The following is a 25161-nucleotide window of genomic DNA, read 5'->3' on the forward strand; positions in this document are numbered from 1 at the left end:
CGGGCCCCGGCGGGGCGGGCACGGTCACCGTGCCCGCCCCGCCGGTGCCCGGTCAGCCGGCGATGCGCTCCAGCGTGCTGCCGCGCAGGTCGAGCAGTGCCATCAGCACCGGCGGGTCCAGGGCGTCCAGGGGGCGCAGCACGATCTCCGCGGGCATCAGCAGCGTGTCCTCCCGCACGGTCACCGGCCCGTAACTGCCGACGGAGACCACGTCCTCGGCGCCGGCGCCGGAGGGCAGGTGCTCGTGGCCGTACGGGACGGAGTGCGCCAGGATGTGCCAGGTGCCGGCCGGGACGTCGCACAGCTCGAACGGGCCGGGCCCGTCCAGGACCGCGCAGCACACCGGCTGTCCCTGGGGGACGGGCGCGGGGAACAGCCCGACGAAGCAGCGGCCGGGCGCCCGTCCGTCGAGCAGTTGCGCCCGTCCGCGCAGCGTCGCGCCGGAGGTGCCGCCGGCCGGCTCCTGCTCGCCCTGTCCGATGGCGCGGGTGAATCCCTCCAGTTCCCGGAACATGCTCGGGGAGACGCCGACGCAGAACTTGAAGCGCGAGCTGAACGTGCCCACGCTGCTGTACCCGACCTGGCTGCTGATGTCGGCGACGCTGTAATCCGTTTCGAGGAGGAGGCGTTTGGCCTCCTGGAGCCTGAGCGCGGAGAGGAAACGCCCGGGGGAGGTGCCTGTCACCTCGCGGAACACCCGGGTGAAATGGAATTTGCTGAACATGGCCGTGCGGGCCATGTCGTCGATGGTCAGTTCCTGTCCGAGGTTCGCGCGCATTTCATCGATCACCCGCAGAACGGCGGCTTCGATGGCGGTGGTCACCGTTTCTCCCTGTCGTTGAGATGCGCCCCGCCGGGGCCCGGCGGACGGGTCCGGGTGGGGGCGGCGTCGGACAGCCGCCGTCTGGCGAGCTCCTCGGCGAACCGCTTCCAGGCGCCCGCGCACTGCAGTGCCAGTTCCGCGACGGTGTCGGTGCAGTGCGGGGGCACCGCGCCGGCCTGCTGCCGCCATGCCTCGTCGAGCACGAAGTGGGTGTGCAGCCAGCGCAGGAAGCGCCGTCCGGACTCGGAGTGCCGCAGCGACGGGTCGCCGGCCAGGCGCCGCAGGGTCTCCAGCGGGCCGCGGGTGCGGCCGGCGCCCGGGGGGGCACCGGCCGCACCGGGCGGCTCCGGTGGGCCGGCCTGCTCCTGGCGGGCGGGCCCGGGTGCCGGTGTGCGCCGGCGGCCGGCGGGGACGGGGGCTTCACCGCGCAGCAGCCGCCGGCGCACGTCGTGGGCCGTCCCCAGGGACAGGCCGGTCTCCTTCACGATGGCCCGCAGGGGCAGGTCGGGGCGGCGGGTCATCAGCTCGGCGGCCCGGATCCGCTCGGCCGTGCGGTCGAGGGGGTGGGCGCGGCCGTCGGCCCCGATCCGGATGTTCGGCCGCGGGGATTCCGCGGTTGAACCGGGGCGGACCGAGGCCACCGTCTTGGCGTCCAGTCCGGTGTAGGCGGCGACGGCCCGGTCGGAGAGGTCGGGGCTGAAGCGCAGGATGCGTTCGGCGGCCGCCTTGCGGTCGGCCGTGGACAGCGGCAGGCCGTGGGCGACGTTGGCCGTCACCGACCGGAGGAACGCGTCCTCCTCCGCGCCGTCGAAGTACTGCACCTCCACGGAGGTGAGGCCCTTGGCGGCGGCCGCGGCGACGCGGTGCATCCCGTCGATCACGCGCATGGTCGCGCGGTGGACGAGGACCGGCGGCAGTGTGGCGTAGATGTCGGCGAGGCGTCGTACGTGGGCCTCGTCGACGCCGTTCAGGCGCGGTGAGTCGGCGGGCCGCAGTGCCTCGATGCGCACCCGGTGCGTGAAGTGGGCCGGCAGTGCCAGAGATCTGTCGTCGCTGTTCACCTCTCCCCTTCCCCCCACGGTCGAGACGGAGGCGTGCCGGAATGCCCCCGTCGCCGTCGCGGAAGGGGTCCGGCGGTTACGGGGGAATGCCTCCGCCGAGAGAATAGTGAACGTCCTGTTTTTTTCTGGGGCGGGCGGGATCCGTTGCGGCGACTTTGGCGAATCGATGGGCGCGCACATGTTCGGGCAAACGCCCGGAAGTTGGTTGTTTGAAAAGACTTACCGCTCCTAGCTTCTTCTCACGCCATCAGGAACAGCCGAGAACCAGACCGGAGGCTCCGTTGCCCGCAGTGAGAAGAATTCCCGAGCGGAAGGTCGACATCGGGCCCGAGGCCACCCTCACGCTCGAGGCCTACGCCGACACCATCGTCCCGGGGGAGAAGCGCTGGCCCGGGGACCGGGCGATCGCCGGGGTCAGCACCGGCGGCGGCGCGGTCGCCTCCGGGGCCCTGGACCTGCTCCGCTGGGACGCCACCGGGATCCACGACGGCCTGGAGGACCTGGCGGACCGGGTCAACGGCCACGCCAGGGCCCACGCCGAGAAGGCCGGCCTCGCCCTCGACCCGACGGTGCCGCCGTTCGTCTCCCTGTCCTACGACGAGCGCGCCCGCCTCATCCAGGAACTGACCACGCCCGGCCACCCGGAGAAGGACTTCTGGGTCCTGCTCTCCCTGTTCTGCAACATGGCCTACGACTCCGCCGCCCACCTGCACACCGCCGACGCGCTCGCGGCCGGCCACCCGGGCCTGACGGACATGGGCATCACCCGGCCGGACGCCGACGGACTGTGGCGCTTCGAGAACTCCGGCTACGGACGCCGGCTCGCCCGACCCCACCCCGACACGACCCCCACCGGGAGTCCCGCATGAGCAACGCCACGGAAAAGACCGACGTCCTGGTCGTCGGCAGCGGCTTCGGCGGTGCGATCGCCGCCTACCACCTGGCCGCCGGCGGCGCCAAGGTCACCGTCCTGGAGCGCGGGCCCTGGCTGGAGAACGACGAGTTCGAGCACGACTACAAGCTCGGCTCCTCCTACACGCGCATCTTCGACTTCGTCGTCGGCGACGGCATGAGCGTGCTGGGCGGCAACTGCGTCGGCGGCGGCAGCGTCGTCTACTTCGCGGCCATGCCGCGCGCCCCCCGGTTCGTCTTCGAACGGCGCGGCAGCATCGGCCGCCGGATGTGGCCCGGGGCGATCAGCCGCGACACCCTCGACCCCTGGTACGACCGCATCGAGGAGTCCCTGTCGGTCGGCAGGCCCGACTGGGGCGAGGCCTCCTACGCGGGCGGCCTGTGGGCCGCGGCCTGCGACCACGCCGGGCGCACCGCCAACCCGCTCGCCGCCGCGGTCGACAACTCCAGGTGCGTCAACTGCAACTTCATGATGGCCGGCTGCCGGTTCGAGGCGAAGCGGTCGCTCACCACCAACTACCTCCCGGCCGCCGTCGCCCACGGCGCCGAGATCCGCCCGCTGCACGAGGTGCAGTACCTGACGCGGACCGCCGACGGCGGCTACCGGGTCCACTACGACGTCGTCGACGACGAGGACTACCGCCTGCACACCGGCTCCGGCGTCATCGAGGCCAAGATCGTCGTACTGGCGGCGGGCGCCGGCGCCACCCCCGTCATCCTGCAGCGCAGCGAGGCCCACCTCGGCACGATGCCGCACGCCGTCGGCCGCTACTTCTCCGGCAACGGCGAGCGCCTCAACACGGCCGTCCTCGACGAGGACAAGGTCGCCGAGGTCCTCGGCCTGAGCCGCGGCGACGGCAACCCGCCCTACGGCGCCAACGCCATCGGCAGGGGCCCGACCGTGGCCAGCTGGGACAAGCTCGACGGCTCCCTGCCGGAGTACTCCCGCTACTCCCTGGAACAGCTCTACTTCCCGCCGGGCCTGGGCACCATCCTCGCGCAGGCGCCCGACGCCACGGGGCCCACCTGGTTCGGCAGGGAGAAGAAGGAGATCCTGAGGAACTGGAAGTCCTGGCTGACGATCTTCTGCATGACCGAGGACGACAACGAGGGCGTCTTCGGGCCGCCGCCGGCCACCGGCAACTCCCACCGGATCTCCCAGCAGATGCTCGGCCGCGGCAACCTGTCGTACAAGCCGACGGAGAACACCTGGCACGGCTGGAACCAGGCCGACGCCGACGTGAAGGAGATCCTGGAGAAGGACGGCCTGGCGAAGGTGATGCCGTGGACCAACGACCTGGTCGGCGCCTACACCGTCCACCCGCTGGCCTCCTGCCGCATGGGCGACGACCCGCGCACCTCGGCGCTGGACGACACCAACGAACTGCGCGGCCACGCCGGCATCTTCGTCACCGACGGCTCCGCCGTCCCCTGCGCCCTGACCGTCAACCCGGCCATGACCATCGCCGCCGTCGCCGAGCGGGCCGTGCCGCACATCGTGGCCGCCGCCCGGGCCAGGGGAGTGGAGGTCACCTACGGCGCCCCGGCCCCCGCCGGCCACACCGGCGGACGCAAGGGGGTGCTGCCCCTGCTCAGGCGCGACCAGCTCGCCGGCGTCTGACGCCCCGGCACGGTTTTGGGCGCTGTTGAGTTGCTTCACGAAACCTTGCACGTGACCTCTGAGTTGCTTCACACAACTCGTATCCGAACCAGGAGGCGGCGGTGCGACCGCTCGTAAGAACCCTGCTGAAGGGCTCCCTGAAGCAGATCCGGCACATCGCGGCCGTCCACCAGACCGAGGCCCGCGGCCTGGTGGCCGAGGTCTACGCCCAGGCCCGGCGCGAGTTCGGCGTCGTCGCCCCGCCCCTGGCCCTGCACTCGCCGGCGCCCGAGGCGCTCGCCGCCTCATGGCTGCTGCTGCGCGAGACCCTCCTCGCCGAGGGCCGGGTGAGCCGGGCCGCCAAGGAGGCGGTCGCCACCGCGGTCTCCCGGGCCAACGACTGCCCGTACTGCGTCGAGGTCCACGAAGCCAAGCTCACCACCCTGCCCGGCGCCGGCGGCCACGCCCCGCTCGCCCGGTGGGCGTACCGCGGCGGCGGGCTCCCCGGCGCGAGCGGCGGGGAGCCGCCCTTCGACGCGGCCCAGGCCCCCGAGATCCTCGGCACCGCCGTCACCTTCCACTACCTCAACCGGATGGTGCGGCTCTTCCTGCCCGACTCGCCCGTCCCCGGCGCGGCACCGTCCGCGGGCCGCGCCCCGGTGATGCGGATGGTCGCCCGCGCCATGCGCCCCGACACCGCCACGACCGTGACACCCGGCGCCTCGCTGGGCCTGCTGCCGGCCGCGCCGCTGCCGGCCGGACTCGGCTGGGCGAAGGACAGCCCGGCCGTCGCCGGTGCCCTCGCCCGCGCCGTCGCCTCCGTCGACGCCGCCGCCGGGCGCTGGGTCCCCGAGGCCGTCCGCGCGCTGCTGCACGCCGAACTCGCCCTGCGCGAGGGCACCGTACCCGGCCCGAGCCGCGCCTGGCTGGACACCGCCACCGCCCCCCTCGCCGCCGGCCACCTGCCCACCGCCCGGCTGGCCCTCCTCGTCGCCCTCAACCCCTCCCAGACCACCGACGCGGACATCGCGGCGTTCCGCGCCCTGCACCCCGGCGACCGGGAACTGGTGGAGCTCGCCTCCTGGGCGGCGCTCACCGCCGCCGTCCGCATCGGCACCCGCCTCGGCAAACCCGCCCGCCCCACGACACCCGCCGCCCGCTGACCGGCGGCCCCGACCGCGCATCCCGCCGAAGGAGAGACCATGAGCACGCTGAACGACGTCGTGAAGGACCTCGCCACCGACATCGAGGAGACCGCCCGCCTGGTCGAGAACCTGGACGAGCGGGCCTGGCACACCCCCACCCCCGCCCCGGGCTGGAGCATCGCCGACCAGATCGCCCACCTGACCTTCATCTTCCACCTGGCCGGCACCGCCGCCTCCGACCCCGAGGCCTTCGCCGGACTCGCCGCCGGCGCCGCCGGCGACTTCGACGCCGCCGTCGACGCCGCCCTCAAGCAGTTCAACGCCTTCCCGCCCGCCGAACTCCTCGCCCGCTTCCGCGCCCTGGGCGAGAGGTCCGTCGGCGCGCTCGCCGCCGTCCCCGCGGACCAGGTCGTGCCGTGGCTGGTCAACCCGCTGCCGCCGGCCGTCCTCGCCTCCGCCGGGATCATGGAGGTCTTCGGCCACGGACAGGACATCGCCGACGCGCTCGGTGTCCGCCGCGAGCCCACCGGGCGCCTGCGCCACCTGGTCTTCTTCGCCTCCCTCACCCGGGACTTCGGCTACCTCTCCCGGGGCCTGACCCCGCCGGCCGACCCGTTCCGCATCGAGGTGACGGCACCGAACGGCGAGGTGTGGGCGTACGGCCCCGAAGACGCCGGGAACAAGATCACCGGGCCTGCCGAGGACTTCTGCCTCCTGGTCACCCGCCGCCGCCACCGCGACGACCTCGCCCTCGTCGCCACCGGCACCGAGGCCGACCGCTGGCTGGACATCGCCCAGGCCTACCGCGGCCCCGCCGGCGAGGGCCGCCGGCCCGGCCAGTTCGCCCACCGGGGCCGCGACCACTGAGCAGCCGGCCGCCCCCACCGCGCGGGCGGCCCCCCCCACCGCACGGGCGGCCGGACCCGGACCCGCCGCCCGCCCGCGGACCGCGACCCACCCACCGAGGCCGCCCGGCCGTTCGCCGCGAGGAGCCCTCCATGACCACCACCCTGCGCACCGCCGTCGTCATCGGCTGCGGCACCACCGGCACCTCGGTCGCCCTCGCCCTGACCACCGCCGGCGTGCGGGTCGCCCTGAGCGACGACGATCCGCAGCCGCTGGCCGAAGCCGTGGCCCTGGGCGCCGGGACCGCCTGGAACCCCGCGCTGGCGCCCGCCGACCTCGTCGTCGTCGCCACCGCGCCGTCGGCCGTCGTCGACACCCTGCACAGCGCGCAGAGCAGGGGACTGGGGCACGTCTACACCGACACGGCCGCCGCGAAGGACACCGTGTGCGCGGAGGCGGAGCTGCGCGGCTGCGATCTCAAGGGGTACGTGCCCGGACACCCCCTGGCCGGCCCCGACGCCCCGGGCCGGGGCGCCGCGGACGCCGGCCGCTTCACGGGCCGGCCCTGGGCGGTGTGCCCGTACGAGACCACGCCCGGCTGGGCGCTGGAGACGGTGGACGCGCTGATCGCGGCGTGCGGGGCGCACCGGGTGGACCTGACACCCCCCGCCCACGACCGCGTCGTCGCCGAACTGTCCCACGCCCCGCACCTGGTCGCCGCCGCCCTCGCCACCCGGTTCGCCGACAGCTCCGAGGCGTTCCTGGACCTGGCCGACGACGGACTGCGCGACGCGCTGCGCGGCGCCGGCGGCGACCCGTGGCTGTGGAGCGACGTCCTGGCCCACAACGCGGGCCCGGTGGCCGACGTCCTGGACCGGGTCGCCGGCCAGCTCGCCCGGGCTGCCGCCATCCTGCGCGAGGGCGACGCCTGCGCGCCCCTGGAACTCGCACCGACCCTCCAGCAGGGCCGGCGCGGACAGCGCGCGCTGCAGCGGTCCGGTGAACGGCGCACGCTGCGAGATGCGCCGGCCGGCGGCCGGATGTGACGGTCGGTCCGTGACCCCCGCGAACCCGCCGCCCGCCGCCGGCAGCCGGCCAGCCGTCCCCGCGCCGTACCTGGCCAGGCGGCTGGCACGGTCCGCCTACGAGTGCCTGTCCGGCTTCGGCTGGCTGTGGATCGGCGCGTCGCCGCACGCGCTCGGCACCGCGGTGGCGGACGAGCCTTCGCCCGGCCGTCCGGAGCACCTGAGCGGCCTGCCCCTGAGCGGCCTGCCCCTGAGCCCGCTGGAGCGCGCCCCGGAACGGCAGCTGACGCGTTGACCGCTGCCGGTTGCCCGCGCGGGGCGCGGGCGGGCAGAGCAACGTCAAAGATGCCCCCCGCTCGCCCCGCTTGAAGCATGGAGCGCAGGTGACCGACCCCTGGACCGTCCGGATGACGAGGTGCAGAGCAGTGACTGTTGACATCGCACAGGGCGAAGCGCGCGGCATCGCCTCCCTCTACAACTCCGCGGTGGCGGCCTGGGCGATCGCCGCGGCCTGGGAGATCGGCGCGCTGGAGGAGCTGCACCGCACCAGGACCCTGGACACGGCGGACTTCGCCGCGCGCACCGGCCTCGACCCCCAGTCGACCACCGGTCTCTTCCGCGCCCTCGCGGCGGTCGGACTGGTACGGCGCGAGGGCACCGAGGTCCGCACCCTCGACGGCTTCGACGAGATGTACCGCAGCAAGGCGTTCTTCCACTGGCTCACCCGGGGCAGCGCCGAGCTGTTCCGGCAGATGCCCTCCGTGCTGCGCACCGAGAACCGCACGGGCGACTACTACCAGCGGGACGCCGCCGCCATCGCCTACGCCTGCCGGGAGATCGACCAGGTCACCTACGCGCCCACCTTCTGGGCCGCCATGGACCGGGTGGACTTTCCCCTCTCCCGCGTCGCGGATCTCGGGTGCGGCAGCGGCGCGCGCCTGATGCAGATCCTCGACCGCCACCCGGGTACGACGGGCGTCGGCATCGACATCGCGCAGCCCTCCCTGGAGGTGGCCAGGAAGGAGGCGGCCGAGGCCGGGTTCGCCGACCGCGCCGAGTTCGTCCGGGGCGACGTGCTCCGTCTCGATCCCCGCCCCGAGTACGCCGACGTCGAGCTGCTCACCTGTTTCATGATGGGCCACGACTTCTGGCCCCGGGAGAACTGCGTGGCCACGCTGCGCCGGCTGCGGGAGGTCTTCCCCGCGGCCCGGCGCCTGCTGATTGGCGACGCCACCCGTACCGCGCTGCCCGACACCGAACTGCCCGTCTTCACACTCGGCTTCGAGCTCGGCCACGACCTGATGGGCACCTTCCTGCCCACCGTGGAGGACTGGGAGTCGGTCTTCGCCGAGGGCGGCTGGGAACTGGTGCGCACCAACCGCATCGAGATGACCGTCGGCGAGGTCGTCTTCGAACTCGCCTGACCGGCGGGCGGCCGGGCGCCGCCCTCGCGCGGCGCCCCCTCCCCCCTCGGCAAGTTGTTCCACGCAACCCATGGAGCCACGCATGACCACACTCGCGCAGGCCGTCGGGCAGACCCTTGCCGCCGGTGGCATCCGCCACGCGTTCGGGGTGGTGGGCGGCGGGAACATCCTGGCCACCGCCGCCCTCACGGCGGCAGGCGTGCACTACACGGCGGCCCGGCACGAGGGCGGGGCCATGGCCATGGCCGACGCCTACTTCCGGGCGACCGGCGAGGTCGCGCTCTGCACCACGACGCACGGGCCCGGCATCGCCAACACCGTCACCGCGCTGGCGGACGCGGCCAAGAACCGCAGCGGGGTGGTCCTGCTGTGCGGCGACGCGCCGGTGAGCGGGCCGAGGCCGCACGACATCGACCAGAGCGCGCTCATGGCCGCGCTCGGCGTCCGGGTCGTCCGGCTCACCGAGACGGCGACGGCCCGCGCGGACACCGCCGAGGCCGTGCGCCTGGCCCGGTCCGGACGCCGCCCCGTCGCCCTCTTCCTGCCGGGCGACCTGATCGACCGTTCGCTCGGCGGGAACGCCCCGAGCGCCCCGGCCCGGGCCGGGACGGGCACGCCACCGGCCGTGGACGGCCGGGCGCTGCACGAGGCCCTCGCCGCCCTGGCCGGGGCCCGCCGCCCCCTGCTGCTCGCCGGGCTCGGAGCCTGGCACTGCGGCGCCGGCAAGATCCTCCGGGAGCTCGGCGACCGCCTCGGCGCCCTGTTCGCGACGACCGTCATGGCGAGCGGGATGTTCCACGACAGCCCCTGGTCGCTGGGGGTCTGCGGCGGCTTCGCCGCGCCGGCCGCGGCCGCGCTGATGGGCGAGGCCGACGTGGTCGTCGCCTTCGGCGCGAGCCTGGACACCTTCACCCTGCACGGCGGGCGGATCCTCGACCCGGCGGCCACCGTCGTCCAGGTCGACCTGGACGGACGGGCCGGGGCCCGGCGGGCCGACCTCGTCGTGCGCGGCGACGCCCACGCCGTCGCCGTACGGCTGCTCGACGAGGCCGGGCGGCGGGCACTTCCCGCATCGGACTGGCGAACGCGGCGCGCCGCGGCCGTGGAGCGGGCGCGGGCCGGATGGGCGGACACCGCTCACCGGGACGCGTCCACCGCCGACCGGATCGACCCGCGCACCCTGACGCGGGAACTGGCCGCGCTGCTGCCGAAGGAGCGCACCGTGGTACTGGACGGCGGGCACTTCATCGCCTGGCCCGCGATGTACTGGCCGGTGCCCGACCCGGCGGGCCTGGTCTTCACGGGCGCCGCCTTCCAGAGCATCGGCCTGGGCCTGGCCGGCGCGGTCGGCGCGGCGGTGGGGCGGCCCGACCGCCTGACCGTGGCGGCGGTGGGCGACGGCGGCGCGCTGATGGGGCTGCCCGAGCTGGACACGCTGGTGCGGTCGGGCCGGCCGGCGCTCGTGGTGGTCTACGACGACGCGGCGTACGGCTTCGAGGCGCACATGTACGCGCCGCGCGGCGCCGACCCGGCGACGATGTCCTTCGCCGACACCGACTTCGCCGCGGTGGCCCGCGCCCTGGGCGCCACGGCAGTCACCGTGCGGGGCACCGGCGACCTCGGCGCGGTGCGCGCGTGGCGGGAGCGCGGCTGCCCGGGCACCCTGGTCCTGGACTGCAAGGTGGTGCCCGGCGTGGTCGCGCCGTTCCTGGCCGACATGCTGGGCCGCTCCTGAGCGGCTGGGCCGCGCCCCCGTTCCGGCGCCGCGGCTCAGCCGCCCAGCAGGCCGGTCCGGGCGTCGCGCAGCCCGGGGAAGGAGTCGAGGTCGGGAACCGTCCAGCCGTCCAGGTCGTACTCGGACAGGCACTGCTCGACGAACGCCTTGTAGTCGTCGATCTGCCCGCTCGCCGTCTGGGCGAACAGCAGCTCGGTGCGGACGTTCTCGTGATTGCCCGAGTAGTTGCGCTCGTACAGCTCGTGCCGCCCGCCGAACTCGGTGCCCACCGCGTCCCACAGCAGTTTCAGGACCTTGACGCGTTCGACGGCGTCGACGCCGTTCGAACCGCGCACGTACTTGTCGAGGTACGGGCGGATCCGCGGGTTCCTGAAGTCCTCGGCGCTGGAGTTGAGGTAGATCAGACCGCTGGCGACGTCCTGCTGGACGATCTCCCTGATGCGGGGGTACCCGATCTGCATGAACCAGCGGTAGGCCATGCCGTACTGCGGGTTGGGCAGCACCGCCCCGCCCCGCCACCGGACCGGGTTGCGCGCCGCGGCGTCCGACAGCCCCCAGAACAGGTTCCGCCAGGCGAGCACCTCACCCAGGCGCGTCTGCACGCCCCGGAAGTCCTGTGCCCCGGTGATCTCCAGCGCCTTGGCCAGCGCGCCGGCGAGGAACTCCAGCTTCACGGCCAGGCGCACGCAGCCGTGGAAGGTGAAGCGCTCCAGGAAACCCGACTGCCCCGAGAACATCTGTATCTTCGCCGTGTCGCCGTAGACGAAGACGTCCTCCCACGGGATCAGCACCTTGTCCAGGACGAGGATCGTGTCGTTCTCGTCCAGCCGCGAGGAGAGCGGATAGTCGAAGGGACTGCCCATCACGGCGGACATCGCCGTGTACGACGGACGGCAGATCAGCTTCACCCCGGGCGCGCCGGTGGGCACCGTGGCGACCAGCGCGAACTCCTTCCTCCTGACCGGAAGGCCGTAGTGCGCGATGAAGTTGTGGTGGGTGAGCGCCGAACCGGTGGCGACCACCTTCGCGCCGCTGACCACCAGGCCCGCGTCGGTCTCCTTCTCCACGTGGACGAAGACGTCCGCCACCTCGTCGGCCGGACGGCCGCGGTCGACCGGCGGGTGCACGATCGCGTGGTTCCAGTACAGGACCTTCTCCTGCGACTCGCGGTACCAGCGGCGCGCGTTGTCGGAGAAGGGGGCGTAGAAGTCGGCGTTGGCGCCGAGCGTGCCGAGGAAGGCGGCCTTGTAGTCGGGGCTGCGCCCCATCCAGCCGTAGCTCATCCGGGACCAGGCCGCGATGGCCCCCTGGTCGGCGACCAGGTCCTCGGCGCTGCGGGGGGTGGTGAAGAAGCGGTGGGTGTAGCCGCCGCTGCCGGTGTCGGTCGCGGTGGTGAGCACGCCGCGGTGGGCCGGGTCGTGCAGCGCGTCGTACAGCCGGGCGGTCATCCGCACCGGGTTGCGGAAGGCGGGGTGCGCGGTGACGTCCTCGACGCGTTCCCCGTACAGGTAGACCTCGCGGTCGTCGCGCAGGCTCTCCACGTACTCCTCGCCCGTCAACGGACGCGTCCCCCGCGCCTGGGGGTCGCCCGTTCGGCCGTGCTGCTGATCGGTCATGCGCCTCATCGTGGCAGCCGCCGGGTGCCCGGGGCTTCTTGCTGCGTGCGCGAGCGGCCGGCCCAAGGCCCCGACGTGCCGAAGTCGCGGCGACCACCGCGACTGCGCAAGAAGGAAGGTGCCCCGCGCACCGCCGCGGTGTGAGCGTCGGGGATGCGAAACGGTCCGCTTCGACGACCGACACCCGCGTGACCCTTTGGGAGGACCCACGATGCTCACCGCCGACGTCCCCACGCGAGCGGACCTGGTGCAGCGCGCCGCCGCACTGGCCCCGCTCCTGAAGAAGAACGCCGCGCAGGCGGAGCAGGACCGGCGGCTGCAGGACGAGACGGTCGAGGCGCTGGCCGGGGCGGGCCTGTTCCGGCTGCGCGTGCCCAAGCGCTACGGCGGCTACGAGGCGGACACCCGCACCCTGGTCGAGGTCGGCGCCGAACTCGGCCGCGCCGACGGGGCAGCCGCCTGGACGACGTCGGTCTACTGGATCCCCACCTTCATGGCGTGCCTGTTCCCCGACAGCGTCCAGGACGAGGTGTTCGCCACCCCCGACGTGCGCATCTGCGGCACCCTCAGCCCGTCGGCGCGGGCCGTCGCGGCCGAGGGGGGCATCGTCGTCAACGGCACGTGGGGCTTCGTCAGCGGGGCCCGGCACGCCCACTGGCAGGAGATCATCGCCGTCCGGGAGCTGCCCGACGGGCAGCACCTGCCGGTGATGGCGCTCGTCCCGATGTCCGACCTGGAGATCGTCGACGACTGGGACACCTCCGGCCTGTGCGGCACGGGCAGCGTCAGCACCGTCGCCCGGGACGTCTTCGTCCCGCAGGAGCGGGTGATCCCGCTCCCGGCGATCCTGCAGGGCCGGTACGCCTCCGAACGGAACGCCCAGAGCCCGGTCTACCGGGTCCCGCTGCTGCCGGTCGCCGCCGTCTCCTCGGTCGGCACCGCCCTCGGTCTCGCCCGTGCCGCGCGCGACGTCTTCTTCGAGCGGCTGCCCGGCCGCACCCTGACCTACACCGCCTACCGGAGCCAGGCCGAGGCCCCGCTGACCCACCACCAGGTGGCCGAGGCCACCTTGAAGACCGACCAGGCCGAGTTCCACGCCCACCGCCTGGCCGGCCTCGTCGACGCCAAGGGCCTGGCCGGCGAGGAGTTCACCCTCGAGGAGCGGGCGCGCGCCCGCGCCGACATGGGCGCCGTGGTCCGCCTCGCCAAGGAGGCCGTCGGCATCCTCGCCGCGGCCTCCGGCGGCTCCTCGATCTACCGCGACGTCCCCATGCAGCGCATCAGCCGCGACATCCAGGCCGTCAGCCTGCACGCGCTGATGAACCCGGACACCAACAACGAGCTGTACGGCCGGGTCCTGTGCGGTCTCGAGCCCAACACCCTCTACATCTGAGTCCCCTTGCCGACCGACCACTCCAGGAGCAGCACATGAGCGCGCAGACCGTCCAGACCACCGCCGCCGTGACCGACGAGGACAAGGCCGCCGTCGCCGCGCTGCCGCAGCGCATCGTCGAGGCCTGGGCCGCGCACGACGCGGACGCCTTCGCCGAGGTCTTCACCCCCGACGGATCCATGATCATCCCGGGGGTCCTCCAGCGGGGCCGCGACAGCATCCGGGCCTTCATGGCCGAGGCGTTCCAGGGCCCCTTCAAGGGCACCCGCGTCATCGGCACCCCCGTCGACCTGCGCTTCGCCAACGGCGAGTCGGGGATCCTGATCACCCGGGGCGGCATCCTCGCCCCCGGCGAGAGCGAGCCGAGCGCCGAACGCGCCGTCCACGCCTCCTGGGTCGTCGTCAAGCGCGACGGGCGGTGGTTCCTGGCCGCGTACCAGAACAGCCCCCGTCACGCCGCCTGACGGCCCGCGCATCCGCGAGAGAGGTGAGGCGCATGACCGGCAGGGTGGGCGAGCGCGCGGTGGTGCTCGGCGGCAGCATGGCGGGGCTCCTGGCCGCGCGCGTGCTCGCCGGCGCCTACCGCGAGGTGCTCGTCGTCGAGCGCGACGCGATCAGCGGCAGGACAACCGCCCGCAAGGGCGTGGGGCAGGGGCGCCACGTGCACGGACTGCTCGCGCGCGGGCAGCAGATCCTCGACGAGCTCTTCCCCGGTTTCACCCGGGAGGCCGTCGCGGCCGGCATCCCGACGGGAGACCTCGGAGAGCTGCGCTGGTTCTTCAACGGCCGCCGGCTCAGCCCCGGTACGACTGGGCTGACCTGCGTCTCCGCCACGCGGCCGGTGCTGGAGAGCCGGGTGCGCGAGCGGGTCGCCGCGCTGGCGGGGGTGCGCCTGCTGGAGCGGCACGACATCGTCGGCCTGGTCGCCGACGACGCCCGGGAGGCGGTCACCGGGGTCCGCGTGCAGTCCCTGGAACCGGGGGCCGGGGAACGCGCGATCCCGGCCGACCTGGTGGTCGACGCCACCGGGCGCGCGTCGCGCACCCCGCTGTGGCTGGAGGAACTGGGCTACGAGCGCCCCGAGGAGGAGCGCATCCGCATCGACCTCAGCTACACCACGCGCAGGTTCCGGCTGCGCGACGAGGCGGTGCTGAACGGCGACCTGTCGATCAACCCCGTCTCCTCGCCGAGCCACCGGCGCGGCGCGTTCCTGTCCCGGATCGAGGACGGCCTGGTCGTGGTGTCCCTCACCGGCGTGCTGGGCGACAGCGCCCCCGCGGACCTGGACGGCTTTCTGCGGTGGGCCCGCACGCTCCCGGTGCCCGACATCCACGACGCCGTCCACGACGCCGAACCGGTCGACGACGGCGCGGTCTTCCGCTACCCGGCCAGCCGGCGCCGGCGCTACGAGCGGTTGTCCCGCTTCCCGGGCCGCCTGCTGGTCCTCGGCGACGCGGCGTGCAGCTTCAACCCGGTCTACGGGCAGGGCATGACCGTCGCCGCGCTGGAGGCACTGGTGCTGCGCGAGCACCTGAGCCGGGGCGAGGTGGACCCGAAGGCGTTCCTCGCGGACATCGCCCGGGTCATCGAGGTGCCCTGGCAGTTCTCGGCCGGTTCCGACCTCGGCTATCCGGAGGTCGAGGGCGAACGCACCGTCGAGTGGGAGGCGTCCGGCGCCTACATGGCCGCGCTCCAGGCCGCGGCGGTGGTCGACGGCGAGGTCACGGCCGCGTTCATGCGGGTCGCGGGCCTGGTCGACACCCCGGACGCGCTCATGACCCCGGAGATGGTGCGGCGGGTCGAGAACGGCTCCCGCCGCGCCCGCGAGCCCCTCGCCGCCTGACGGCACCGGCGCGCTCGCCCCCATCGGCCCCGCCCCGCCGGCAACGCGCCGGCGGGGCGGGGCCGATCGCCGTCCGCGGGCCGGGGCGGACCGAAGGGCCGCCGGGGACGGCGGCGTCCCCGGCGGCCCTTGGGCGAGGCGCGGATCAGCGGGTGCCCGCCCCCGCCGGCACCCGGGCGGTCAGCCGCACCGGCAGGCTGCGGTGGCCGTTCATGATGAACGTCGGCAGCGGCTGCAACTCCTGCCGCTCCACGGCCAGTTCGATGTCGGGGAAGCGCGCGAAGAGCCGGGACAGGCCGGTGGTCGCCACCAGACGTGCGATGCCCGCGCCCAGGCAGTAGTGCGGGCCGAACCCGAACGACAGGTGCGTCTTGTCGCTCCGCGTGAGGTCGAAGGTGCCGGGGGCGTCGGCGTGGAGCCCGGGGTCACGGCCCACGGCGGCGTAGTTGACCAGGATCGGATCGCCCTTCGGGATCGTCACCCCCTCCAGTTCGATCTCCTCCGCCGCGTACCGCAGCGGCAGCTGCGCCAGCGGCGACTCCACGCGCAGCGTCTCGTCGATCACGTCGTCCCAGGTGGCGCGCCCGGAGAGGACCAGCTCCAGCTGGCCGCGGTCGCTCAGCAGCGCGGTGATGGCGTTGTCGAAGAAGTTGATCGTGGTCTCCGAGCCGGCGCCGAGGATCGCGAAGATCGTGTCGGTGAGCTCGTCCTCCGACAGCCGCGAGCCGTCCTCGTCCCGGGCGGCCACCAGGTCGCTGGTGATGTCCTCTCCCGGCTCGCGCCGCTTGTCGGCGATCAGGTCGGCCATCGCGCCCCGCCAGCCCGCCAGCACGGCCTGGGCCTGCTCGGGGGTGAGGGTGGTGTCCACCATCGCGTCGATGACCTTCGCGGTCTTGACGCGGGCCTCCTCCGGCATGCCGATCAGGTCGGCCACCAGACGGGCCGGCAGCGGGTAGGCGAACCGCTCGCGCAGATCCACCGTCTCGCCCGGCTCCACCTGCTCCAGCGCGTCCAGCAGCTGGTCGGTGAGCTCCTCCACGCGGGGCCGGAACGCCTCGGTGCGCCGCGGCGTGAACGCCTTGCCGACCAGCTTGCGCAGCCGCACGTGGTCCTTGCCGTAGGCGGTCACCATGTTGTCCATCGCGACCCAGCTGATCAGCTCCCAGTCCGGCGGCACCTCACCGTTGACGAAGGCCGGCCAGTGGGTGCGGGCGCTCTTGGTGACGCGCGGGTCGGCGAGCACCTGCTTGATCGCCGCGTGGCTGTTCAGCGACCAGGCGAGCACACCGCCCGGCAGTTCCACCCGGGTCGCCGGGCCCCGCTCCCGCAGGGCGGCGGCCTCGGCGTGGATGTCACGGCCGGTGGTGTCGAGGGCGAAGGGGCAGCCTTGTTCCATGGGTCCATCCCGATCCGTCGGAAGTGAGGTCGTACGCGGGGGCGGCGCGGCGGCGCTCACCGGGCGGCCGCACCGAAGTGCGCCCGGGCGAGCTCGCGGTTGGCCAGCGAGGAGAGGAAGACGCCGTACCCGGCGTGGCTGTGCAGGGTGGACAGGTCGCGCCAGACCCGTTCGACGCGCTCGCCCGCCCGCACCGAGCTGGAACCGGCCGTCGGGAAGAGCTGCCCCTCCACCGCGCGCCAGGCCAGCCGCACGGCCTCCCTGCCGATGGTGGCCAGCCGCAGCTCCTCCTCGCGGGTGAAGGCCGCCGCCTCCTTGCGGCACAGGTCCTGCCACTGCTGCGTGGCGTGCAGCACCGCCGCCTCGGCGGCGGCGATCATCCCGGTCGCCTCGCCGTAGCGGAACTGGAAATCGGGATCCTCGGTGCGCGGGACGATGGGGAAGAACGTCGTCGTACGGCTGCGCATCAGCTCCTCGTACGCGTCCAGGGCGCCCTTGGCCATGCCGACGGCGAGGACGCCCAGTTCCAGCAGCATGAAGCTGAGCGGACCGCCGCCGTACTCGGGGCCGTGCAGACTGCGGCCCGGGGTCCGCTCGGTGACCGGCATCTGGCTCAGGTGCCCGGGCAGGGTGAAGTGCCCGGGGACGCGGCCGCCGTCGATGCGGATGCTGTGCGAACCGCTGCCCTTGAGGCCGAGCTGGGCACCCCAGTCGTCCAGGCGCTCGAACCGGTCGCGGGGGGCGATGAACAGCATCGGCGCCGGTGGCCGGTCCGCGCCCTGCGGGACCAGGGTGTGCCCGATGAAGTGGGTCGCGTACGGGGCGCCGGAGCAGTAGCCCCACGTGCCGTCGACCACCCAGCCGCCCTCGCCGTCGGGGCGGGCCGAACCGGCCGGGGCGACCGTCGCCGGGCAGATGAAGTCGCCGCCGGCGAACAGCTCGGCCTGGGCGGCCTCGTCGAACAGCGTGCCCACCACCAGCGCGTGCGCCGCGCCGAACAGGTACATCCAGCCGGTCGACGGGCAGCCCCGGGCCAGCGCCATGGAGACCTTGACGAACGTCTCGGGCCCGAACTCGTAGCCGCCGTAGCGGCGCGGCACGAGGATGCGGTAGAAGCCGGCACGGGAGAACGCCTGGTGGGTGTCCTCGGCGTAGTAGCCGCGCCGCTCGGTCTCGGCCTGCCGCTCGACCAGGGTGGCGGCCAGGGCCTCGGCGCGGGCGACGATCTCGTCGGGGGTGAGGCCGGGCTCCGGCGGAGCCGCGGGGGCGGAAGGGGCCGGTGTCGTCATCATCGGTCGCATCCTCTTGCGTCGAAGGGCTCGTCGGACGGCTCGTCGGAGGGCTCGGCTGCCGGCGGGTCAGGTCAGTGGGGTGCCGGGCGCGTCGGCCAGCGTGCGCAGCAGGTCACGGAAGCGGGCCACCAGCTCCACGGCCGTGGACTCGTCGAAGCGGTGGCGGTCGAACTTCAGGCTGCCCGCGAGCCGCCCGTCCGGCAGCACGTCCATCGCCCACAGCCCGCCGTCCGGGATGGCCGAACTCACCTCCTGCGACAGGGTCCTGGCCCGGATCGCGGTGAACCGCAGCCCGCCCGGCCGGCTGTCCTCCACGGCGAAGGCCGTCTGCAGCACCTCGAAGGCGACCACGGCGAGGAACCCGTCGGCGAAGGGGGCGAGCAGCGCGGGGCTGTCCTCGGCGATCCGGGCGAAGGGGATCTCGTGCTGGTAGGCGCCCACGCAGGCGGCGCGAGCCCGCTCAAGGACATCGCCCAGGGTGGCGCAGCCGGTGGTGTCGATCCGCAGGGGCACGAAGTTGAAGAAGGGGCCGACCGCGTCCATGAACCGCTCCTCGTAGCGGCCGGAGGAGAAGGTCGGGAAGACCACGTCGGCGGTGCCGGTGCGCTCGCGCAGCAGCACGCTGTAGGCGGCGGCCATCACCATGAACGGGGTGCAGCGCCGCTTTCGGGCCGCCGCGAGGACGGCCGAGGACAGCGGCGCGTCGAACACGAACCGGTGCACGCCGTAGGCGCTCGGCAGGTTCTCCTCGCGCGGACGGTCGGAGGCGATCCCGGTGATCCGCGCCCCCGCCAGCCGCTCGCGCCAGTAGGCCCGCGCGTCGTCCGTGCGGGGGTGGCCGGCGGTCTCCTGCTGCCAGCGGGCGAACTCCCGGTACTGCACGGGCGGGGCCGTCCCGGCGGGCCCGCCCGCCACCCGGGCGGCGTAGGCGTCGGCGAGGTCCCGCATGATCACCTGGAGCGACCAGGCGTCGGTGGAGGTGTGGTGGGTGGCCAGCACCAGCACCGCGTCCTCGGCGTCGAAACGGCCCACGGCGGCCCGCAGGTGCGGCAGCTCGCGCACGTCGAAGGGGCGGGCGTCCTGCTCGTTCAGGAACTCCTCGGCCCGCACGTCACGCGTCCGGTCCGCGCCGGACCCCAGCTCGTGCACCTCCAGCAGGACCGGCGAGGGCGGCTCGATCACCTGGTGACCGCCCTCGGCGTCGCCGCGCACCGAGGTGCGCAGCACCTCGTGGCGCACCACGACGTCGTCGAGGGCCCGCTGCAGGGCGGCCAGGTCGATCGCGCCGGTGACCCGCCAGCCGCACACCAGGGTGTGACGGTGGCCGAACGCGCCGTCCGTCTCGCCCTTGTCGAAGGCGCGCAGGAACTCCTGGTTGTACGACAGGGGGACGCGCGCGGCGGTGGCCTGCGCCTCGGGCGGCGCGGTGGTGATGCTCACGGTGATCTGGATCCTCTCCGGGGCGGGTGGAGCGGGGTGCGTCGTACGGTGGGCCGTGGGGGTTCAGGCGGCGGACGCCGCGGCGGCGGGACGGCCGGGGCTCGGGGCGCGATGGAGGAAGTTCAGGCAGGCGGCGCGGGGGGCCGGGCCGTAGGCGGCCGGCCAGCCGACGGGGGCGTCGAGGTCCGCGGGCCACAGTGAGTACCGGCCCAGGGGGTTGATGAGGACGACGTACCTGCGCGGGGTGCCGGTGCGGGCGGGGTCCGGGCGGCTCATCGTGCCGCTCCGGCCGGTTCGGCACCGCTCAGTTCCCGCAGCCTGCGGTCCAGTTCGGCGACCGTCGGGTGGTTGAGCACGTCGCCGACGGAGATCCTCAGGCCCAGTTCGGCCTCGATGCGGGACGTCAGGCGCACCGCCTGCAGCGACTCGCCGCCGAGTGCGAAGAAGTCGTCGTCGGGCCCCACGGAGGGGACGCCGAGCACCTGGGAGAACAGCGCGCACAGGGCGTCGTGCCGTTCGTCCCGTACCGGGCCGGACCGGTCCGTTTGCCGGGGGGCGGGGGCGGGCAGCGCCGCGCGGTCCAGTTTCCCGTTCGCCGTCAGGGGCAGCCCGGCCAGCTCCACGAACACGGCGGGCACCATGTAGTCGGGCAGCACGGCGGCGAGCGCGGTCCGCAGCTCCGTCAGGTCCGTGTGCGCGTCCTTGGGCACCACGTAGGCGACCAGGCGCCGCTCGCCGCCCTCCTGTTCCTGCGCGACGACGGCGGCGTGCGCCACGCCCGACTGACCGGCCAGCACGTGCTCCACCTCGGCGGGTTCCACCCGGAAGCCGCGGATCTTGACCTGGTCGCCGACGCGGCCGGCGAACTCGAGCCCGTGCGGGCCGCGGCGCATCAGGTCGCCGGTGCGGTACAGCAGGGTCCCGGGCCGCAGCGGATCCTCCACGAACCGCTGGGCCGTCAGGTCCGGCCGCCCGAAGTAGCCGCGGGCCAGGCGCTCACCCGCGATGCACAGCTCACCGACCTCGCCGTCGGCGACCGGCCGCAGGTCCTCGTCGAGCAGCCGCGCCTCCACGGTGTCCATCGGGCGGCCGACGGGGACGGGCCCCGTCAGGTCGCAGGGCGCGGTGAGCGTGGCGTACGCGGCGAACGAGGACACCTCGGTCGCGCCGTACATGGCCCGTACCACCAGACGCGGGCAGGCGTCCAGGACCCGGCGCACAGCCGTGGGGGAGACCACGTCACCACCGGTGAGGACCTCGCGCACGGTGGCGAAACTGTCCGGGGCCTCCTCGGCGAACAGCCGGAACAGGCCCGCGGTCACGTGCAGCGCGGTGATGCCGTGCCGGGTGATGAGCCGGCGCACGGTGCGCACGTCCAGGTCGCCGGGCGGCGGCAGCACGAGCCGCCCGCCGCGTAGCAGCGGCACCCACAGTTCGTAGGTGGACACGCCGAAGGCGTACGGCGCGAGGGCGAGGACCCGCCGGTGCGCCTCCCCGTCCCAGCACGAGTCGTCGACCAGGCCGAGCACGCCGCGGTGGGTGACCGCGACGCCCTTGGGCTCGCCGGTGGAGCCGGAGGTGTGGATGACGTAGGCGAGCCGGTCCGCGTCCACCGCCACGGCGGGGTCCGTCGCCGGCGCGGCGGCCACGGCCTCGTCCTCGGCCGGGAGCACCACCAGGCGGGTGCGCGGCAGGCCGCGCTCCCGCATCACCCGGTCGGTCAGCAGCACGGGGGAGCCGGCCAGGTCCGTGATCCGCTGCATGCGCGGCAGCGGGTGGGCGCTGTGCAGCGGCAGGTAGCAGGCACCGGCCTTGAGCACGGCCAGGATCGCCACCACCACGTCCACCGAGCGCTCCATCAGCACGGCGACCGGGTCCTCCGGCCGCACGCCCGAGCGCAGCAGGTGGTGGGCGAGGCGGTTGGCCCGCTCGTCGAGCCGGCGGTAGGTCAGCTCTCCGCCGGACGAGGAGACCGCCACCGCGTCGGGGGTCCGGCGGACCTGCGCGGCGAAGCGTTCGTGAATCGAGGTGGGGACCATCGTGTTGTCCAATCGCTCGTCCCTGCCGGTCGCGGCCCGTACGCAGACGGCCTGACGGGTCAGCGGGAACGGTCACACGGGGCCGTCGCGCGCTGCATCTCTTGGATTGCCGTGTGCGGTCCCGCGGGTGCGGCGTCAGAGCACGCGACGAGATGTGCCGCGCCGGCGGCCGGTGCGACGATGGCGCGGACCGGCTCCGTCCGCGCCGGACGGCGGCCCGTCCCCGCAGTGCCCGCATCGAGATCGGGAGCCACACGTGAGCACTGACTTCCCCGGCTGCCCAGCGGCGCCCGCGAGGGTGCCGTGAGGTACTACCACCTGCCCGTCTTCGCCGGCCCCGAGGCGCTGGTGCTGGACCGTCGCGAGACTCCCCGCCCGGCCGCGCGGGAGGTGCTCGTACGGATGCGGGCCTGGTCGCTCAACTACCGCGATCTGCTCATCGCCGGCGGCAGGTACGGGCGCGGCATGAAGGCGGACGTGGTGCCGTTGTCCGACGGGGCGGGCGAGGTGGTCGCGGTCGGCTCCCAGGTGACGCGCTGGAAGCCGGGCGACCGTGTCATGAGCGTCTTCATGCCGCGGTGGGTCCGCGGGCCGGCGACCGACGCCAAGGTGGCCGTCGCGCTCGGGGGCACCGTCGACGGCGTGCTCGCCGAGTACGTGACGTTCGACCAGGACGCCGTGGTGGCCACGCCCGCGCACCTGTCCCACGCGGAGGCCGCGACGCTGCCCTGCGCCGCGGTCACCGCCTGGCACGCCCTGGTGACGCAGGGCGGGCTGGCCGCCGGTCAGTCGGTGCTGACCCTGGGCAGCGGAGGCGTGTCCGTCTTCGCGTTGCAGTTCGCCGTGGCCGCGGGTGCGCGGGCCGTCGTCACCTCCGGCAGCGACGCCAAGCTGGAGCGGCTGCTGTCCATGGGGGCGGTGGCCGGCGTCAACCACGCGCGTGTTCCCCGGTGGGGCCGCCGCGTCCACGAGCTGGCGGGCGGCGGTGTCGACCACGTCGTCGAGGTCGGCGGCGCGGGCACGCTGCCGCAGTCGGTCCGAGCCGTGCGCACGGGCGGGCGGATCAGCGTGATCGGCGTGCTGAGCCAGGGGGAGGGCCTCGGCCCGGTCGCGCTGCTGCGCAAGGCCGTGACCGTGCAGGGCATGCAGGTGGGCGCCAGGGAGACGTTCGAGGAGATGGCCCGCGCCATCGCCGTTCACCGGCTCCGTCCCGTCATCGACCGCGTGTTCCCGTTCTCCGAGGCCCGGAGCGCCTATGAGCACCTGGCCTCCGGCGGCCACTTCGGCAAGGTCGTGATCACGGCGGACCGGTAGCGCCTCGCCGGGTCCGGATCCGCCGGCCCCCGGCCGCCCGCCCCGGCCCGGGACGACGGCAGCCCCGCCGGCGGCACCGGATCGAGCGGGTGAGGGACCGGCCCTCGTGGGCCGCGGGACCAGCCCACCGCCCCTGCGGCGCGTTCCCGGGCCACGCCCCGGCATCACCGGACGCCGGGGCGTGCGCCCGTGCGGGGCCCGCGGCTCAGGCGGCCTGTGCCAGGTGCTGGACGAGCCGGTCGAAGCTGCTGTGCAGGCCGGCGACCGCCTCGGGGCTGCGGAACATCGCCGGGACACGGGTCTGGTGCACGACCAGTTCGGTCCTGCCGTCGGTCTCGGTGAAGGTCATGGTCGACACCAGGCCCGTGGCGGCCACGGTGAAAGCGATCTTCTCGGGCTCGACCACGTCGATGAAGGTGGCGCTCATCGGGTACTCCGTACCGTCGGCGTCGGACACCATGACCGTCTCGAAGACACCACCCGGACGCGGGTCGATCCTGATCTTCTCCACCGGGAGCGACGTCCCGGCCGGGCTCCAGAACCGGGCCAGTTGCTCAGGCTCGACGAACGCCCGGAAGACCCGTTCACGGGGAGCGTCGAACACGCGGGTGAGGGTGAGTTCTCCGAGGTCGCTGTCGGCGGTGTCCTGCAGGGTCATTGCTGTGCCTTTCGTCGTCGGTCCTGGGTGCTCTGCAGGTGCTGGTCGAGGCGGTCCAGCCGCGACTGCCACACCTGCGCCTGACGTTCGATCCATTCCGCGGCGGTGCCCAGCGGCGCCACCTCGAGGCGGCAGGGACGCCACTGGGCGTCGCGGCCCCGGGTGATCAGTCCCGCCCGCTCGAGCACCTTCAGGTGCCGTGAGACGGCCTGGAGGCTGATGTCGAAGGGCTCGGCCAGTTCGTTCACCGTCGCCTCGCCGGCTGCCAGACGCGTCAGGATCGCCCGGCGGGTGGGGTCCGCTAGGGCTGAGAACGTGTTGCTGAGTTCGTCATTTGCCATCTCTCATTCAACCTACCGATTGATTAACTGTATGGTTGATTGTGTCTTCCCGGGCGCACGTGCGTCAAGGGACGTCGCGGGGTGGCGAAGGCCCCGTGCGGCCACGTGCCCGACGGCTCGTCGGGCAGGTGCGGCGGCGCGCGTCCGGGAAGGCTGGTCCCCGGTCGGCCGGACCGGTTCCCACGACACGCTCTTCAGCAACACACGGCACTCCCGGTCCGGCGCCGCCGGGCCGACCAGGTCGAAACCGAGAGGATGACTCGATGTCTGTAACGAAGGTGGAAAGCCTGCGGGTTCCGGGCGCGACGCTGCACTACGAGGTCAGCGGCCAGGGTCCCGTTCTGCTGATGATCTGCGGCGGTCCCACGGACGCCGCCATCTACTCCGGGATCGCCGAGGCGCTCGCCGACGAGTACACCGTCGTGCGCTTCGACCCCCGCGGAAACTCCCGCAGCTCCCTGGAGGGCGCCCCCGAGGAGCAGCGGGTCGAGGTGTACAGCGATGACGCGCACCGCCTGCTGGCGGCCCTCGGGCAGGAGCCGGCCCACGTGTTCGCCAGCAGCGGTGGAGCCCTGGTCGGACTGGACCTGGTCGTCCGTCACCCCGAGCAGGTGCGCACCCTGGTGGCGCACGAGCCGCCGGTGATGGAGCTGCTGGAGGACCGCGCGCGCTGGCGCGAGCACTTCCAGGACGTGCACGACACCTACCGTGCCGCAGGCGTCGGCCCCGCGATGCAGAAGTTCATCGCGGGGGCGGAGGCCGGGGACGGCGGCCCGCAGGGCGCCCCGGAGGCCGGTCCCGGCCCGCAGGGTGCCCCGGAGGCCGGTCCCGGCCCGCAGGGTGCCCCGGAGGCCGGTCCCGGCCCGCAGGGCGCCCCGGGTCCGGACATGGGCGGCATGAGCCCGGAGATGATGGAGATGATGGGGCGGATGGCGGCGAACGCCGAGTTCTTCGTCGGCCACGTGATGCTGCCGTTCAGCCGCTACGTCCCGGACGCCGAGGCGCTGAAGGGCGCACCGACCCGCGTCGTCTGCGCGGCGGGCGAGGCGTCCCGGGACACGGCGATCCACCGGGCGAGCCTCGCGCTCGCGCAGAGCGCGGGCGCGGAGGTCGTGGACTTCCCCGGCGACCACCAGGGCTTCCTGACGCACAGCGCCCCGTTCGCCGAGACGCTGCGCAAGGTGCTTGCCGGCAGCCGGTGACCGGCGGCGGGGGCGGGCCGGGGCCCGCCCCCGCGGGCGCCCCGCGCGGTGCGGCG

23 protein-coding genes are annotated in these 25161 nt (G+C 74.1%); 13 read left to right on the plus strand and 10 right to left on the minus strand.

The window, feature by feature from the left end:
• Positions 1-52 precede the first annotated feature (52 nt).
• Entirely contained in the window at positions 53-778 is a 726-nt protein-coding gene (locus tag ACSU6Z_RS29545) for a helix-turn-helix transcriptional regulator (RefSeq protein ID WP_437050799.1), read from the minus strand.
• Positions 779-819: 41 nt separating this feature from the next.
• Positions 820-1884: a ParB/RepB/Spo0J family partition protein gene (locus ACSU6Z_RS29550; RefSeq protein WP_437050693.1), complete on the minus strand. Its 1065-nt coding sequence runs from the start codon at positions 1882-1884 to the stop codon at positions 820-822.
• 290 nt (positions 1885-2174) lie between these two features.
• Between ACSU6Z_RS29550 and ACSU6Z_RS29555 the strand changes: the two genes are divergently transcribed.
• From ACSU6Z_RS29555 to ACSU6Z_RS29590, 8 genes are all read left to right on the plus strand, one after another.
• On the plus strand, positions 2175-2753 hold the full coding sequence (locus ACSU6Z_RS29555) for a DUF5987 family protein (protein WP_437050694.1): 579 nt from the start codon (positions 2175-2177) through the stop codon (positions 2751-2753).
• A complete protein-coding gene (locus ACSU6Z_RS29560) occupies positions 2750-4417 on the plus strand; it encodes an FAD-dependent oxidoreductase (RefSeq protein WP_437050696.1) in 1668 nt (555 codons plus the stop codon). The genes ACSU6Z_RS29555 and ACSU6Z_RS29560 overlap by 4 nt, the downstream gene beginning before the upstream one ends.
• A gap of 101 nt (positions 4418-4518) precedes the next feature.
• Positions 4519-5559 carry a carboxymuconolactone decarboxylase family protein gene (locus ACSU6Z_RS29565; protein WP_437050697.1) on the plus strand — a complete coding sequence of 347 codons (1041 nt, stop codon included), beginning with the start codon at positions 4519-4521 and terminating at the stop codon, positions 5557-5559.
• A 39-nt stretch (positions 5560-5598) separates the two neighbouring features.
• Positions 5599-6408 (plus strand): TIGR03084 family metal-binding protein, encoded by an 810-nt coding sequence (locus tag ACSU6Z_RS29570; protein WP_437050699.1) that lies wholly within the window; start codon positions 5599-5601, stop codon positions 6406-6408.
• Between the two features lie 131 nt (positions 6409-6539).
• Entirely contained in the window at positions 6540-7433 is an 894-nt protein-coding gene (locus ACSU6Z_RS29575; RefSeq protein ID WP_437050700.1) for a prephenate dehydrogenase/arogenate dehydrogenase family protein, read from the plus strand.
• A gap of 10 nt (positions 7434-7443) precedes the next feature.
• On the plus strand, positions 7444-7707 hold the full coding sequence (locus ACSU6Z_RS29580; RefSeq protein WP_437050702.1) for a DUF6059 family protein: 264 nt from the start codon (positions 7444-7446) through the stop codon (positions 7705-7707).
• Positions 7708-7837: 130 nt separating this feature from the next.
• Complete coding sequence (locus tag ACSU6Z_RS29585) at positions 7838-8836, plus strand: class I SAM-dependent methyltransferase (protein WP_437050703.1); 999 nt, start codon at positions 7838-7840, stop codon at positions 8834-8836.
• Between the two features lie 82 nt (positions 8837-8918).
• Entirely contained in the window at positions 8919-10571 is a 1653-nt protein-coding gene (locus ACSU6Z_RS29590; protein WP_437050704.1) for a thiamine pyrophosphate-binding protein, read from the plus strand.
• Positions 10572-10606: 35 nt separating this feature from the next.
• Here ACSU6Z_RS29590 and ACSU6Z_RS29595 read toward each other — a convergent pair whose 3' ends face one another.
• The gene (locus tag ACSU6Z_RS29595; RefSeq protein WP_437050706.1) at positions 10607-12187 is read right to left on the minus strand and encodes a 4-hydroxyphenylacetate 3-hydroxylase family protein; all 1581 of its coding nucleotides are present in this window, start codon (positions 12185-12187) and stop codon (positions 10607-10609) included.
• A 211-nt stretch (positions 12188-12398) separates the two neighbouring features.
• Here ACSU6Z_RS29595 and ACSU6Z_RS29600 point away from each other — a divergent pair, with 211 nt between their 5' ends.
• The 3 genes from ACSU6Z_RS29600 to ACSU6Z_RS29610 are packed head-to-tail and all read left to right on the plus strand — an operon-like array spanning position 12399 to position 15423.
• A complete protein-coding gene (locus ACSU6Z_RS29600; RefSeq protein ID WP_437050707.1) occupies positions 12399-13580 on the plus strand; it encodes an acyl-CoA dehydrogenase family protein in 1182 nt (393 codons plus the stop codon).
• A 35-nt stretch (positions 13581-13615) separates the two neighbouring features.
• Complete coding sequence (locus ACSU6Z_RS29605; protein WP_437050709.1) at positions 13616-14044, plus strand: SgcJ/EcaC family oxidoreductase; 429 nt, start codon at positions 13616-13618, stop codon at positions 14042-14044.
• 32 nt (positions 14045-14076) lie between these two features.
• The gene (locus ACSU6Z_RS29610; protein ID WP_437050710.1) at positions 14077-15423 is read left to right on the plus strand and encodes an FAD-dependent oxidoreductase; all 1347 of its coding nucleotides are present in this window, start codon (positions 14077-14079) and stop codon (positions 15421-15423) included.
• Positions 15424-15568: 145 nt separating this feature from the next.
• Here ACSU6Z_RS29610 and ACSU6Z_RS29615 read toward each other — a convergent pair whose 3' ends face one another.
• The 5 genes from ACSU6Z_RS29615 to ACSU6Z_RS29635 form a co-directional block, all read right to left on the minus strand.
• Entirely contained in the window at positions 15569-16819 is a 1251-nt protein-coding gene (locus ACSU6Z_RS29615; RefSeq protein ID WP_437050712.1) for a cytochrome P450 family protein, read from the minus strand.
• 56 nt (positions 16820-16875) lie between these two features.
• Positions 16876-18108, minus strand: coding sequence for an acyl-CoA dehydrogenase family protein (locus ACSU6Z_RS29620; RefSeq protein ID WP_437050801.1), 1233 nt, complete (start codon positions 18106-18108; stop codon positions 16876-16878).
• A 69-nt stretch (positions 18109-18177) separates the two neighbouring features.
• Entirely contained in the window at positions 18178-19551 is a 1374-nt protein-coding gene (locus ACSU6Z_RS29625; protein WP_437050714.1) for a condensation domain-containing protein, read from the minus strand.
• A gap of 63 nt (positions 19552-19614) precedes the next feature.
• Complete coding sequence (locus tag ACSU6Z_RS29630) at positions 19615-19827, minus strand: MbtH family NRPS accessory protein (protein WP_437050715.1); 213 nt, start codon at positions 19825-19827, stop codon at positions 19615-19617.
• Positions 19824-21590, minus strand: a complete 1767-nt coding sequence (locus tag ACSU6Z_RS29635; RefSeq protein WP_437050802.1) for a non-ribosomal peptide synthetase — start codon at positions 21588-21590, stop codon at positions 19824-19826. Before ACSU6Z_RS29635 ends, ACSU6Z_RS29630 begins: the two co-directional genes overlap by 4 nt.
• Positions 21591-21893: 303 nt before the next feature.
• Between ACSU6Z_RS29635 and ACSU6Z_RS29640 the strand changes: the two genes are divergently transcribed.
• A complete protein-coding gene (locus ACSU6Z_RS29640; RefSeq protein WP_437050717.1) occupies positions 21894-22904 on the plus strand; it encodes a zinc-dependent alcohol dehydrogenase family protein in 1011 nt (336 codons plus the stop codon).
• A 205-nt stretch (positions 22905-23109) separates the two neighbouring features.
• Here the strand turns inward: ACSU6Z_RS29640 and ACSU6Z_RS29645 are convergent, their stop codons facing one another.
• Positions 23110-23562 (minus strand): SRPBCC family protein, encoded by a 453-nt coding sequence (locus tag ACSU6Z_RS29645; protein WP_437050718.1) that lies wholly within the window; start codon positions 23560-23562, stop codon positions 23110-23112.
• Positions 23559-23903 carry an ArsR/SmtB family transcription factor gene (locus ACSU6Z_RS29650; RefSeq protein WP_437050720.1) on the minus strand — a complete coding sequence of 115 codons (345 nt, stop codon included), beginning with the start codon at positions 23901-23903 and terminating at the stop codon, positions 23559-23561. Before ACSU6Z_RS29650 ends, ACSU6Z_RS29645 begins: the two co-directional genes overlap by 4 nt.
• A 263-nt stretch (positions 23904-24166) precedes the next feature.
• Between ACSU6Z_RS29650 and ACSU6Z_RS29655 the strand changes: the two genes are divergently transcribed.
• A complete protein-coding gene (locus ACSU6Z_RS29655) occupies positions 24167-25105 on the plus strand; it encodes an alpha/beta fold hydrolase (RefSeq protein WP_437050721.1) in 939 nt (312 codons plus the stop codon).
• The last annotated feature ends 56 nt before the right edge of the window (positions 25106-25161 follow it).

This window comes from Streptomyces sp. enrichment culture (assembly GCF_964273145.1).
Lineage (GTDB): Bacteria > Actinomycetota > Actinomycetes > Streptomycetales > Streptomycetaceae > Streptomyces.

Bases quoted from the DNA above. Each gene is read 5' to 3' on its own strand.
- ACSU6Z_RS29545 (WP_437050799.1), bottom strand. From the start codon at position 778: ATGCGCGCGAACCTCGGACAGGAACTGACCATCGACGACATGGCCCGC.
- ACSU6Z_RS29560 (WP_437050696.1), top strand. From the start codon at position 2,750: ATGAGCAACGCCACGGAAAAGACCGACGTCCTGGTCGTCGGCAGCGGC.
- ACSU6Z_RS29570 (WP_437050699.1), top strand. From the start codon at position 5,599: ATGAGCACGCTGAACGACGTCGTGAAGGACCTCGCCACCGACATCGAG.
- ACSU6Z_RS29575 (WP_437050700.1), top strand. From the start codon at position 6,540: ATGACCACCACCCTGCGCACCGCCGTCGTCATCGGCTGCGGCACCACC.
- ACSU6Z_RS29590 (WP_437050704.1), top strand. From the start codon at position 8,919: ATGACCACACTCGCGCAGGCCGTCGGGCAGACCCTTGCCGCCGGTGGC.
- ACSU6Z_RS29595 (WP_437050706.1), bottom strand. From the start codon at position 12,187: ATGACCGATCAGCAGCACGGCCGAACGGGCGACCCCCAGGCGCGGGGG.
- ACSU6Z_RS29600 (WP_437050707.1), top strand. From the start codon at position 12,399: ATGCTCACCGCCGACGTCCCCACGCGAGCGGACCTGGTGCAGCGCGCC.
- ACSU6Z_RS29605 (WP_437050709.1), top strand. From the start codon at position 13,616: ATGAGCGCGCAGACCGTCCAGACCACCGCCGCCGTGACCGACGAGGAC.
- ACSU6Z_RS29610 (WP_437050710.1), top strand. From the start codon at position 14,077: ATGACCGGCAGGGTGGGCGAGCGCGCGGTGGTGCTCGGCGGCAGCATG.
- ACSU6Z_RS29615 (WP_437050712.1), bottom strand. From the start codon at position 16,819: ATGGAACAAGGCTGCCCCTTCGCCCTCGACACCACCGGCCGTGACATC.
- ACSU6Z_RS29620 (WP_437050801.1), bottom strand. From the start codon at position 18,108: ATGACGACACCGGCCCCTTCCGCCCCCGCGGCTCCGCCGGAGCCCGGC.
- ACSU6Z_RS29630 (WP_437050715.1), bottom strand. From the start codon at position 19,827: ATGAGCCGCCCGGACCCCGCCCGCACCGGCACCCCGCGCAGGTACGTC.
- ACSU6Z_RS29635 (WP_437050802.1), bottom strand. From the start codon at position 21,590: ATGGTCCCCACCTCGATTCACGAACGCTTCGCCGCGCAGGTCCGCCGG.
- ACSU6Z_RS29645 (WP_437050718.1), bottom strand. From the start codon at position 23,562: ATGACCCTGCAGGACACCGCCGACAGCGACCTCGGAGAACTCACCCTC.
- ACSU6Z_RS29650 (WP_437050720.1), bottom strand. From the start codon at position 23,903: ATGGCAAATGACGAACTCAGCAACACGTTCTCAGCCCTAGCGGACCCC.
- ACSU6Z_RS29655 (WP_437050721.1), top strand. From the start codon at position 24,167: ATGTCTGTAACGAAGGTGGAAAGCCTGCGGGTTCCGGGCGCGACGCTG.